Below are 13,436 nucleotides of genomic sequence, written 5' to 3'. Positions count from 1 at the left end.
CTCTCCTTCACGTCAGGACGTCAGCTTCAGGTCATAGACATTGTCGCCGTAGCACCAGTACGGATCCTCCGGCTGACGCAGCCAGGTGTTGGCGTTGGAGATCGTCTGGACCTTGGTCGCACGCTCTTTGCGGGCACGGTAATAAGCCTCGAACGTCGCTTCCAGATCGGCAACGCCAAGCTCGCTCAGGCAACGCGTCAGAACCGCTGCATCCTCGACGGCCATGGCTGCACCCTGCGCCATGTGGGGCTTCATCGGATGGCAGGAATCGCCCAGAAGCACCACGCGGCCCTCATGCCATTTCGGAAGCGGCTCACGCGTCTTGAGCGGCCATTTCGTCACGGTTTCCGCCGCATCGATATAGCCCTGAACCATCGGATGGTAATCCGCGAACGCCGCCTTGAACTCTTCACGCGTGGAAGGAAGCTGACCGGCGCGACTGGTCCATTCCGCCGGCTCTCCCGTCACAAGATAGAATTCCTCTTCCTTGCGATCGAGGTAATAGCAGACGATATGGCGGTCCGCAGTCCACCACTTGGCATTGACATCCGCGCCCAGAGCCTTTGCGGCCGCACCGGGGATAATCGCCCGGTGTGCAATCCAGCCGGTATAGAGAGCTTCTTCCAGACCGAAGATTTTCTCACGTACACGCGAATTTATCCCGTCCGCCGCAACCAGAATGTCCACGGTATCCGTCAAACCGTTCTCGAATTCCAGCGAAACGCTCTTCCCGTTATCCGTGAAGTCGACGAGTTTGTGCCCCCATTTGATACGGTCGGGCTCAATGCAGTCCAGCATCGCCTGATGCAGATCACCGCGATGAATGGTGATGTAAGGTGCGCCATAACGCTCACGCTCCGCATTCAGCGGGATTTTTGCGAGTACCGCACCATCCGTTCCGTTCCGACTGACCCAATAGTCCGGAAGACAGGAAATCTCCGCAAGTTTTCTGTCCAGACCATCAAGATGAGCAAGGATTTTCAGGACATTAGGGCCAAACTGGATGCCTGCCCCCAGTCGGGAAAAACCGGGCGCCTGATCATAAAGCGTTACGTCAAAGCCCTGACGCTGCAAAAGTCCTGCTGCTGCAACGCCGCCAAGACCAGCCCCCACAATACCGACCCGAACACCACCCGACATCTGATTGCCCTTCTGCTGCTGGCCATCGCGGAGCAAGAGAGCTCAACAATAATGGCGTACACACTATATATGGATAATTCACAGTCCTTCTTGGAACGTCAAGCGAATTATGACGATTCCGTTTCGTTTCCTGTGAGGGATATATCCTGTGGTTTTCAGTCTTCGAAAAATGCCAGTTTTCTGAGGATATGCAGCGCCGCGATCCTCTCGCACTCATCAAGAGGCGCCAGTGTTCGTGCGGTTACATCAGCGGCACTCGGAATGGTGCTCTCCACAAGAGCAAGCCCTTCTGCTGTCAGGGAGACGATACGCTGCCTGCGATCATTGCGATCCTGGACGATGCTCAACAGCCCTCTCTTGCGCAGACGCATGACGATATCACGCAGAGTTGCGTGGTCGATGCCGGTTGCCGCGCTGATCTGTACGAGGGGCGCCTCTTTCAGGCGATGAACCGTCACCATGGTCGCAAACTGAGCGGAGGTCAGCCGATCATCGGGAATTTCACGCTGGAAGATGATTGTGTGCTGCTGATAGGCACGCCGGAGAAGATATCCGATCTGATTGCAAAGTTCGTAATCTGCATCATGCGACATCGGATTTTTCTCCATTAAAACCATCCAGGATTCTTACAGGCTCCGGGAGGATTGTATATTCAAATTTCCCGGTCGTACTTCCCTCCCACGAGAATAAGGACAACACCCCATGCCGCATCCCGGATATCCCGACCGGCCATCCCCAGCCACACGAAATTCAGCATGACATGCAGCCATGATTAATGACGTACACACCACGGAAAGACTTATGCCTGTCAGAGACACATAGCGGGCAGAAACAGCAAACAATGGCAGCAATACAATGTTTTTTTGCTAATGGATTTTTTGTTGCAGAATCGAATTGTCATTCATATTGTCGTTTACACGTTATAAAATCGCAACGTAGCGTTCCCCGGTTGTCCAGATTGCCACCCCGTCAGACCCGTGTGAGGGCAAGGATTGATCTCAATGCGTATCGTCACTCAGAACAAGCTCGCGTTACGCCACATGGCTCTGCTTTCCACAGTGCTGGCCGTCATTCCCTCATACGGATGGGCGGCAGAAAAACTACAGCATGTCCGCAAGGGGAAAGCGCATCCGCTTTACACGGTCCCCAAGTCAGGAGCCCCTGCCGCACGGCATGCCCCAACCCGCCCTATGCAGCCCGAACTCATGCAGGTCCAGGGGCAACGCGTTTCGCATGGTGCGCAGACTGTTATCTCCCAACACGTCTTTACGAACGCCGTTGCCGGAACCTCCGTCATGAAGGCACTGCAGAACGTGCCGGGCGTGCTGTTTCAGTCGGACGATGCGCAGGGCGTCGATACAGGCGGCGTCAAACTCTATATCCACGGGTTTTCGCAGAACCAGATCGGCTTTTCACTGGACGGCATTCCACTCGGTGAGTCCGTCTACCGTAACTATAACGGCCTGAATGCCGTCGCAGCACTGTCGTCCGAAAACGTCGGCCATATGGAGATGTCCCAGGGCGCTGGCGCCGTGGATATGCCCAGCACCAACGTGCTCGGCGGCGCGATCATGATTTCGTCGTCCGATCCCAAGGACAAGTTCGGCGGCACCCTTGCCGCAACGGGTGGCAGCAACGCCACCACGCATGCTTTCATCCGCATTGACAGCGGCAAGCTGAACCCCACCGGGACCAAGTTCTACGTGTCCTACATGCGCAATGACACAAAACTGTGGAAAGGATACGGCACCCAGTTCTTCCAGCAGGCCAACCTGAAACTGGTGCAGCCGATCCATAATGAAAGCAGCGTCTCGCTCCTGTTTGACTGGGCGGACGTCCAGCAGTTCAACTACCAGTCCGAAACACTTGAGACGGTCCAGAAGCTGGGCTACGGCATCTCCAACTATTATCCGAATTACCGGCTAGCCTATAATGCCGCGCAGGGGATCTACTCGCACGGCGAAGATACGACCAGTGACCCGAAGGATGTGTCCTACTACGCCGGGACAACGGCCTCACGTGATCTGCTGGGTGGACTGAACTTTCATCTCAAGCTGGCGGATCACCTTCGCTGGGATTCTGTCGTGTACGGCCACAATCAGAAAGCCAATACCCAGTGGTCCGACCCGTGGATGGCGTCGGCGAACGGCGCTCCCCTCTCCGAAATCGTCAAGCAGCCCGATATCCAGCGCTTCGGCCTCACATCGAGCATGACGTATGATATCGGCAAACACGAAATTCATGGCGGCATCTGGTACGAGAACAACAAATACGTCTCGAACATGTTCGCCTATAACGACCCGCTTCTTGCGGACGGACAGACGCTGACGCCCAACCCTTTCCGCAAATGGTCCGATCCTTTCGCGAAGCTCTGGGGCCAGACCTACAATACCAACACAATGCAGACCTATATTGAGGACACCTGGCGCCCGGTCAAAAACCTGTCGCTCCATGCCGGTTTCAAGTCCATGCTGAGCACGACCCATGTCGGGCAGACCGGAAATTACGAACCCTATACCGGTACCAATGCCCTTGCCGGCGGCGTGGGCCTGACGACATTCGGGGCGTTCCTGCCGCATTTCAGTGGGGACTGGCACTTCCTGACGCATCATGAGCTGTATTTCGATATCGCCAAGAACATGCGCGCCTATCCGGAAAGCGGCTATCACCTTTCGGCATCGCCGTTTGCCGTCTCGCAGGACGCCTTCGACCTGTCACGCAGCTCCGTCAAACCCGAGACCAGCTGGGCCTACTCGGTCGGCTACCGCTTCACGCAGCGTCGCGTGGATTTTTCTGTCAGCGCCTACCGCGTGAATTTCTCGAACCGTCTGGGTGCACTGGTCCAGGGCAGCCAGACCAACCCGCAGACAACAGTGCTGAACCTCGGCGGCGTCACAATGAACGGCGTGGATGCAGGCCTGACCCTGCGTCCCCTGCGGGGCCTCTCGATCTTCAACTCAATCAGCTACAACCACTCGACATACGACAACAACATCACCCAGCAGGGCACGACCTATGCCACCAAGGGCAAGCATGTCGTGAACTACCCGGACCTGATGTACAAGGCGACGGCGGAATACACCTACAAGAAGGCCAGCTTCAACATCGACGCCCTCTACACCAGCAGCCGTCCGTTCAGCTACACGAACGACACGTCCCTTCCGTCCTACTGGCTGGTCAATTTCGGAGCGCGCTACAATTTCGGCCGCATCGGACGTCTGGAAAATCTGACGGCATCGTTTAACGTCACCAACCTGACAGGGTCGCGCTACCTGATCATGACCGGCGATGACGGTGGCAATCCGCTTTCGGGCGATTACCAGTCGCTGGTCGTGGGCGCACCCCGCCAGTTCTTCGGTGGAGTAAAGGCAGACTTCTGACTCTCCCCTGTCCACACCAGACATTCCCCAGGACTGCCTTTCCGGCTTGATGGAAAGGCAGCCACGACCCCAACCGGATGGCTGCATGAACGGTACGACGAACAACCAGCGCCCTGCCCTGTGGGAACGGATGAGCTTCGGCTTCGGCGATCTGGCAGGGAATGCCCTGTTCGGAATTACCGGGGCCTATCTCATCTATTACTACACCAATGTTTACGGTATTTCCGCGTCTTCCGTTGCCCTGCTGATGCTTCTGGCACGTGTGGTCGACAGCGTGGTGGACCCGGTCATCGGATATCTGATCGACCATCGCATCCTGTTCGGGGGGTGCGTCCGGCCCTACCTGAAATGGTTTTCCCTGCCACTCGGCTTCCTGACATTCTGCTGCTTCCTGCCCCTGCCGCTTGGGGCAGGCGGCCGCCTTGCCTGGGCCTATGCTACCTATCTCGTGATGGGGGTTCTTTTCTCGCTCGTCATCGTACCTTACGGGCTGTTGCCCAACGTCATGACCCGCAACCGGGAAGACCGTCTCTCCCTGTCGACCTTCCGCATGATGGGCGCAACGCTTGCGACATTTCTGGTCGGATCGTCCATCCTGCCCATGGTGCACCTGTTTGGCGGGGGCAACGAGAAGCTGGGATATCCGCTGGCGATGGCCGTTGCGGGAGCGACAGGTGGAGGGCTGGCGCTCATTCCCTTCTTCACCTGCCGTGAGCGCTACGAACTGGAAGCGAATAACAGTCCCGTCCGGGTTCTGCTCGGCTCCCTGTTCCACAACCGGGCATGGGTGATCGTCACGATCGTGCTGAGCCTGTTCTATATTAACCTGACGGCATTCTACGGCCTGTCGATCTACTATGCGACGGAAGTCCTACATCGCCCGCAGTATTTCGGAGGGATGCTCATTTCGATGATGGGGGCCAGCAAGGTTCTGGGGGTAACCTGCTCGCCCTGGCTTGCCCGACATGTCGGACAGAAGCTGACGATTGTTCTGCCCTACATCCTGTCTGCCATGGGGCTGGCGCTCTTTGCATATGGCCCGAACAGTGCCGCTTATCTTGTCGCGGTCTTCGGACTGATCTGCTTTTTCCAGGGCATGACGCTACCGGTTTTCTACGCAATGGTCGCGGATTCCATTGATTACGGCACGGCTGTTACTGGTGTGACGGCATCCGGAATGGCCTATTCCGTGAACAGCTTTGCGGGAAAGGTCGCCTGGGCCATCGGCGGCTCACTTTCCGCGGCGATTTTGGGCTGGGGCGGCTATGTTCCCCATGCCGCCACCCAGACCCACACTGCCCGCGCCTTCATCACGTTCGGTTTTCTGGGCGTGCCTGCCTGTGTCGCCCTCCTCTCTGTCCTGATTATCCTGCTTTACCCTTCCGAGGCCGAGATGACGCGCATCCTCCAGCCGGAGACCCCAGTTGAGCCACAGAGCATCTGACATGACGCACCCATTCGACAGGGAGGCCGCCACGATCGTCGCGCAGATGACGATTTCGGAAAAACTCGACCTCGTCTGTGGCAACGGCCTGTGGCGCACGACAGGCGTGCCCCGTCTGGGGCTGCCCTCCCTATTGATGGTCGATGGGTCCAACGGTCTGCGCGTCGTGCCGGACCAGATCTCTACAGATACGCAGAATGCCGATCTCGGGGCGTTCCTTGATGCCGTTGATACAACGGACGATCCGGAAAACCGGGACAGCAATGTCCTGCTCGGCAAAAGCGTGCCGGCAACATGCTTTCCAGCGCTCTCGGTTCTGGCCAACAGCTGGGACGTCGCGCTGGCCCATGAAGTCGGAACAGCATTGGCAATCGAATGCCGCGCTGCGGGCGCCCAGATCCTGCTCGGGCCGGGGATCAACCTGCGGCGCTCACCGCTGGCAGGTCGAGGATTTGAGTATTTCAGCGAAGATCCGATCCTGACGGGAGAAATGGCAGCGGGCGTCATCCGCGGTCTTCAGAACAGGGGCGTGGGGGCATCACTCAAGCATTTTGCGTGCAACAATTCCGAAGTTGAGCGCATCAGCATGGATTCCGTCGTCGAGCCCCGCGCGCTGCACGAACTGTATCTTCTGGGATTCGAGCGTGCGATTGCCAGAAGCAGTCCGTGGACGGTCATGACATCCTACAACCGGCTCAACGGAATCCAGACATCCCAGAACCCCTGGCTTCTGCGCCATATCCTGCGGGATCGGTGGCAGTATGACGGCGCGATCATGTCCGACTGGCACGGAATTCAGGATCTTCCCGCCGCCATAAAAGCCGGAAACGATCTGGACATGCCGTTCAATGCCGCCCGCAGACGACAGCTTGAAAACGCAGTCCTGAACGGGAGTATGCCCGAAACTGCGCTGGACGAAGCCTGCACCCATATCGCGGCCCTTACCCTGCGGATCGTGGATGCCCAGCGCAGACTGCCCGTCACACGCCCGGATTTCGCGGCCCATCACGACCTCGCCCGCAAGGCCGCCTCCCGCGCTTGCGTTCTGCTGAGCAACCGGAACGACGTCCTGCCCCTCACCCCTGAGCCCGGCGAACGCCTGCTGGTCATTGGCACAGGCGCGGTCTCACCCGAAATCCAGGGTGCGGGCAGCGCCGCTGTGCGGCCCATCCAATGCGATATTCCGCTGAAGTGCCTGAAAGCGACTGCCCCGGAAAGCGTATCCATCCACTGGGAACCGGGCTGGGGCGCGGATGGCGACCATGACGCGGAACGTCTGGCCACTGCCCTTGCCGCAGCATGCATAGCCGAAACCGTTATCGTCTTTGCCTCAACCCCGCCCTGCTTCAGTGGCGAAAATGCCGACCGGCCCGATCTGAATCTCTGTCCGGCGCATGATCATCTGATCACCGAGCTGACGAAGATCCACAATCGGGTCGTGGTGGTTCTGACACATCCTGACGCTGTCGTGCTCCCTTGGGCCGATAACGTGCAGGCCATTCTTTCGGCAGGTTATGCGGGAGCGGGGTTTGGGCAGGCCGTCGCCGATATCCTGTTCGGGCATGCCAACCCTTCCGGCAAGACGTCCGTCACATGGCCTGTGCGACCAGAAGACTGCCCGGCCTTTCTGGGATATCCCGGTGAACAGGGGACGCATCTGTACCGGGAAGGCATTTTCGTCGGATACCGGTTTTTCGACATCCGCCGCATACAGCCTCTTTTCCCGTTCGGCCACGGGCTGTCCTACACGTCCTTCACCTATGACGCCTTGGAGCTGACAATCGGAGCAGATGGTGTTGCTATCCAGTTCACACTATCCAACACCGGCACCCGGGCCGGTTGGGAAGTCTGCCAGCTTTACCTTGGGCGCAGTCCGACCGCTCCCAACCGCGCACTCCCCCATCATCCACTCCGGGCCTTGAAAGGGTTTGCGACGGTTCATCTGGAACCGGGCGAAAGCCGCGTCGTGGACATGACGCTGGACCGCCGCGATCTCGCCTATTTCGACACCGTGCGTGAGGACTGGACCGTTCTCACCGGAACGGTCAGCATCGAAATCGGGGCATCCTCCCGCGATATCCGCCTTGTCACGGAACTGCATGTCGCGGGAGACGCTACTCCAGCACGATGGCTCAACCTGCACACTCCGCCCGGACAGGCGCTGGAGGTTGCGGGTTTGCAGGATGATCTGGTCACATGGCTTGCAGATGTGACGGGCCAGAGCATCTCCGAGACCGAAACGCGGCTTGCCCCCTGCCGCCGTTCCTTCCTCGGCATTTATGACACGCTTTGCTGGTCGTTCGATCTGGAGCTGGACGAAACCCAGCTGACACAGATCCTTGATGACGCCAACAGACGCAGTGGCGCAAGAAAACCCGAACATCGCAGCGAACTGGAACCATCATGATTGTTGAGAGCACCGTGCCCCCGGCCCGAGCATGGAACACCTGGTCCGACCGCCCGGCAGCGATGACGTTCCTGCCACTGGGCGTTCATGTAACGCCCCTGCTCTATTCCACCAGCCAGCGCTGCGCGACGCTTCTACCGCCGGGCAAGGACCTGTTGTTCGGCCGTCATGACATGGGCGGAAGGCTGGTGGAGTTCGAGACCCGGCATGGCGGAACGGAAATCGCATTCCGCTATGAGAAGGATGACCCCTACTGCCTGCGGGGGGCATGGGACGGAAAAGTCCTCGCGGAGTGGGGATTGCGATACTGGCTGACACTGTGCCTGTCTGCCGAGTGCGGTACAACTGTGACCTATAATGGGGAGGCGGCCGTCATCCGACTGGGTTATCGGTATGTAGCCCTGATGGGCGACATGGCCCCCGTTCAGGTCACGGCTCATGAAACGCTGGAAGCCGCAGCAAAAGATTTCGACGACAACGGCTATTTCCATACAGCCAGCAGGGGCACATCCGCCCCCGTCATCGCATTACGGTTCAATCTGGAAATGATGCGCAAAGGGCGTTTCGCTGCAGCCGTCGCGGACAGTGAAGCTTTGGCTACCGTGAAAGCACGAGAAGCACTTAAGCGCACTTTTGAGAAAGAACCAATGCTTCCAGCCCAGACCGGACGTCACGCTGGAGCCCTGGATGCCGTTCGTGATGTCATGGCTTGGAACACCCTGTATGACGGCATCAATCGTCGCCCTTATACCACTTTCAGCCGGACCTGGAATCTGGGGACATTCGCAGTCTGGTACAACGATCAGACTTACTCCGCATTGATGACCGCCCTCATTGATGGACAGACTGCGCGAGAGAACATGGCGGTAGCGACAGCAAGCGCAACGCCTCAAGGCAATTTTGCCTGCCTTGCCACATCAAACGACACATGGGTGGACCGGACACAAGCTCCGAACGGCGCATTCATGACGTGGATGATCTATCTGCGCCAGCGCGAAAGATCATTCCTCGAATGTCATTACGAGGCGTTGTCCCGCAACCACATGTGGTGGCGACGTGAACGCGATCCCGACGGCATGGGGCTTGTCTCCTGCGGAACTTCCGATGTCGGAGAGGCCCTGTACAAAGGTACTCACTTCGGAGCCCGCAACGAAACAGGCATGGACAATTCCCCAACCCATGACGAAGCTGTCTACGATCCGAAAACCCGCACACTGTCACTCCTTGATGTCGGTCTCAACTGCTCCTTAGCGCTTGATGCGGAGTACCTAGCCCATATTGCGCGGGAACTGGGACACACTGAAGATGCACAGACTTTCGATGCGATGGCAGACGACACCCGAAGCAAGATCCGGGAGCATCTGTGGGATCACGAACGCAGCATTTTTGCCAATCGCCAACGCCACGGCGGGTTCGTCCGCAGTCTTGGTCCAACAAGCTTCTTCCCGCTGATCTGTGGTGCCGCCACGCCTGAACAGGCCCAGTCCCTGATCGAGCACTTTTCTGATCCAGTTCGCTTCGACGGCCCATATATGATCCCGAATGTCAGCCGGGATGACCGTGCCTTTGCAGATAACGTTTACTGGCGCGGCCGTATCTGGCCGAATGTAAATTATTTTGTATGGCATGGCCTGCGGCGCTACGGTTTTGTAGCCGAAGCAGCCCTGCTTGCTGAACGCAGCATGGCTTTGTTCAACCAGTCCTGGCGCGGACGCAGGATTGCAGCAGAAAATTACTCTGCGACAACAGGCGAAGCCAATGACCAACCAGATACTGACCTATTCTATTCCTGGGGGGCAATGCTGCCGATGCTGGGCGTTGCAGACGTTATGGACATCAATCCCTGGGCAGGCTGGGAGTTGCATAACACAGGTGCGGACGTCACACTTGGCCCGATCCACACGCCTATTGGACAAGTCGTCGTGACAACCACGAATGCTTGTATGACCCTTTGCCGTGGACAGGAAAAAATTCTCTCCTGGACAGGAACAGGCCGCCTGACAGAGCTCACGATCAGCGATGGCCTCCTAAGTTGCCATATCCATGCTGCTGAAGGCCGGCAGGGCATCCTGACACCCGGCCCGACCTACGCCGCGCGGATCGTGGAAATTCGTGTGGATGGCAGCCCCTTCCCCACACCACAAAGCCCGGACATAGACCTGTCCGGTATTCGTTGCGGGCAACGGCTCGATCTTTACCTCGCTCCGCGGTTCACGACGTGAGCACCACGGCATTGCCCGACTGGTTCCAGAAACCCGAAAACCGTTTCCGGACCGCGGCCTTCTGGTTCTGGCATCACCTGCCCACGCCTCAGATGTGCCGCGAGGCCATCGCGGACATGAAACGGGCTGGGCTGGGCTGCATTCTCGTGCAGGCCCGACTTGCCATGCCATTGTCCGACTATCTTTCTCCAAACTATCTGGCCCTCTGCCGTCTCGTCTCGGATCTCGCAGAAGAACACGGGCTTAGTATTGAGATCTACGATGAATATGGCTGGATGTCGGGACATGGAGGGGGCCTCACTGTACAGGGCGCAGATCACCTCCGCGAACGACACCTGTTCTGGACTACCGGAATCCTCCAAAACGAACAGACCATACTTCAGATTTCAGGCATCGACGCCACGTTTCTGGATTTCCTCGGGCCAGCCGGAAGACGATGGACACATGAAGGTGGCAAGGCCCGATGGGGCTTGTGGCAGATCGTAGCCGGTGGCGTCATACCCTCCCGGACACTTCTTCAGCCTTCCCAGATCAGATTTCTTGAAACAAGCGACAGCGGTTGCACCGTACAGATCATTGCCCCGGATCTCCCAGACGAAACCCCTGTTGCCCTCTTTGTGGCAGCGACATGCCTGACATCTCGGCTGGTCAATTACCTTCTTCCGGAAACAGCCGAACGCTTTTCCAACCGTGTCTACGCGCCCCTGCGAGCGGCTTTTCCCAAAGCAGAAGCATTTTTCTTCGACCATCCTTATGCCGGTTTCTACACATGGAACGGCCAGAATTCAGGCTCCGGACCTGACGCAATCCACAATTCCCTCCTCTGGGACGACAGCCTGATTGACGCTGGAATTAACGGTATCGTCCTTTTAGACGCAGTTTATGGCACGGCCCCACAGGCAGCATCCCGTCGCGCATATCTGTTTGAAACCTACACCCGGCAAATGCATCATGCCTTTTTCGGCACACTGAGACGATGGTGCGACACGCATGACATTGGCCTTACTGGCCATGAACTCCTGCCCCATGTCGGTGGCTGGAATCTGCTTGGAGGGCTGGACGGTATTGATGCGCGTGTCAGTCCGGGTGTAGACTATTTTGATATCGATACATTCAAAACCCAGACCGTCACGGATGCTGCTGACTACAGTACCCAGCTTTCCGCCATATTGGGAGACTCCCTCGCCCGTGCGCATGGCCGCACACGCTGCACGGTCGAACAATATTCTACCGGCCGGGAAGTGGGTCGACCATCACTGCACGGACAATGGGACCTTTCACTTTCTCGCCTACGCGCCCAGATGATTCGTCATATCCTTCAAGGCGCACGCCGCGTTCTGCTCCATGCCCTCTTCCTGCCAGACGCGATTCATCCAAATCCCTCTCATCAGTCCGATCCTCGTTTTGACTTTGCACCTGGATTCAACCTTCAGCCCTGGTGGGAGGACGCACCGGACGTTCTGGAAGAAGTTGCTCGTCTCTCGGCTTTTCTGGAAGAAGGAACGCCTATAAGATCCGTCGCCCTGCTCTATCCCCTGGAGGATCTCAGGGAAAGTAGCAGTACACCAGACTGCGCAGCTCATTTCGGCTTTTGGGCCGAAGCATTGATGGACGCAGGCGTCGGATATACCGTTATTGACGAAAAGCAGATCAGTGAGGAAACCGTCTGCAACGGCTGGCTGCATCTGGTTTCAGGGCAGTTCGATACGCTTATTCTGCCAGACGTCACCGTCGTCCGTGATCCTCAAACTCTCTCGATCCTTGAAAAATTCTCCCATACGGGCGGACGCCTGCTCAGATCAGGCAAAGCCATAACAACCTCCCGAAATGACAGAACGCGGTGGATCGAAGGACCAGTTATCACAACTTCGGAAATTACTCGTCTTATTAAAGAAAACTTCCCTCCACCCCTCCTGTCAATCGAAGGCCAATCTCAAAGGATTACATTACAGAGATTGACCCCCTCCCTGCTACGCATAGCTATCTTTAATGACTCAGATCAGGAAAGAACCGCCAGACTTGCCCCAGCACCGCGGGAACGAATTCTTCTAGAGTGGCGATGCGATACGGGGGTAGCAATGTCACCGGTTTGTGTCCCCGCCAATACGACATTCACCCTCTCCCTGATGCCCCGCCAGCTTTCAACTTTTGAATTATCTGTCACAACAACAGAAACCCACTGTTTCCCAATGGAAGATAAAGCCTGTCTCCCGACTTCTTGCACAAAGATGCTCAAAGACGGATGGCTCTTTCAGCCCGATCCAGAAAGCCGTCCGGTGCCTATCGCCGTTGAATGCGGCTGGGAACAACAGGGATTTGAGTATTTTTCCGGCACAGGCATTTATACCCTGCACCTATCTAATTTTAACAGACCCTATAAAGAAACTCTCCATCTGGTCTTACCAAAAATTGCAGGCACAGTGAAATGCTTCATTAATGGGCTACAGATAGGGAAAAGCATTGAACATAGCGCGTCATTTCTTCTCCCTTCATCAGATCAAGATCTAAAAATTACTCTGCACATCCGCAATACTGCTGCAAATACTCTATACCCTGCAATGGATTCATCCTTGAGTCCAACAACTTTTGTTTCCGGTTTACTGGCCCCCCCTACATATGGCACGGGATTGCGCAAATAAAGCAGATGGTTACGGGTGTAGGGCACCCCCGCTTTGAGCCTGCGGGTGCCAGGGCATTGAAATGATGGGAATTTGATAGGCGCCTGGTGTTTAGCAACAAAAAAACCCGCCTCTAAGGGCGGGTTTACCGTGTCCGATCAAGGACTTATTCGGATGGTTGCGGGGGCAGGATTTGAACCTGCGGCCTTCAGGTTATGAGCCTGA

General features: G+C 57.1%; 7 protein-coding genes. 5 read left to right on the top strand and 2 right to left on the bottom strand.

What is annotated here, in order from left to right; translation table 11 throughout:
* Positions 1–12 precede the first annotated feature (12 nt).
* The gene (locus tag HKD27_RS13735) at positions 13–1,140 is read right to left on the bottom strand and encodes an FAD-dependent monooxygenase (RefSeq protein WP_194689874.1); all 1,128 of its coding nucleotides are present in this window, start codon (positions 1,138–1,140) and stop codon (positions 13–15) included.
* 155 nt (positions 1,141–1,295) lie between these two features.
* Positions 1,296–1,733 carry a MarR family winged helix-turn-helix transcriptional regulator gene (locus HKD27_RS13730; RefSeq protein ID WP_228518528.1) on the bottom strand — a complete coding sequence of 146 codons (438 nt, stop codon included), beginning with the start codon at positions 1,731–1,733 and terminating at the stop codon, positions 1,296–1,298.
* 408 nt (positions 1,734–2,141) lie between these two features.
* Here HKD27_RS13730 and HKD27_RS13725 point away from each other — a divergent pair, with 408 nt between their 5' ends.
* The 5 genes from HKD27_RS13725 (at position 2,142) to HKD27_RS13705 (ending at position 13,232) form a co-directional block, all read left to right on the top strand.
* On the top strand, positions 2,142–4,520 hold the full coding sequence (locus tag HKD27_RS13725; protein WP_194689825.1) for a TonB-dependent receptor: 2,379 nt from the start codon (positions 2,142–2,144) through the stop codon (positions 4,518–4,520).
* 85 nt (positions 4,521–4,605) lie between these two features.
* Positions 4,606–5,964, top strand: a complete 1,359-nt coding sequence (locus HKD27_RS13720; RefSeq protein ID WP_194689824.1) for an MFS transporter — start codon at positions 4,606–4,608, stop codon at positions 5,962–5,964.
* A gap of 1 nt (position 5,965) precedes the next feature.
* Entirely contained in the window at positions 5,966–8,371 is a 2,406-nt protein-coding gene (locus tag HKD27_RS13715; RefSeq protein WP_194689823.1) for a beta-glucosidase, read from the top strand.
* Complete coding sequence (locus HKD27_RS13710) at positions 8,368–10,593, top strand: MGH1-like glycoside hydrolase domain-containing protein (RefSeq protein ID WP_194689822.1); 2,226 nt, start codon at positions 8,368–8,370, stop codon at positions 10,591–10,593. Before HKD27_RS13715 ends, HKD27_RS13710 begins: the two co-directional genes overlap by 4 nt.
* On the top strand, positions 10,590–13,232 hold the full coding sequence (locus HKD27_RS13705; protein ID WP_194689821.1) for a hypothetical protein: 2,643 nt from the start codon (positions 10,590–10,592) through the stop codon (positions 13,230–13,232). The genes HKD27_RS13710 and HKD27_RS13705 overlap by 4 nt, the downstream gene beginning before the upstream one ends.
* Positions 13,233–13,436 lie beyond the last annotated feature (204 nt).

Origin of the sequence: Gluconobacter sp. R75690, from assembly GCF_015244525.1 — a bacterium.
Taxonomy (GTDB): domain Bacteria; phylum Pseudomonadota; class Alphaproteobacteria; order Acetobacterales; family Acetobacteraceae; genus Gluconobacter; species Gluconobacter potus.
Note: the sequence above shows the minus strand (reverse complement) of the source record. Positions and strands in the feature narration are given on the sequence as shown.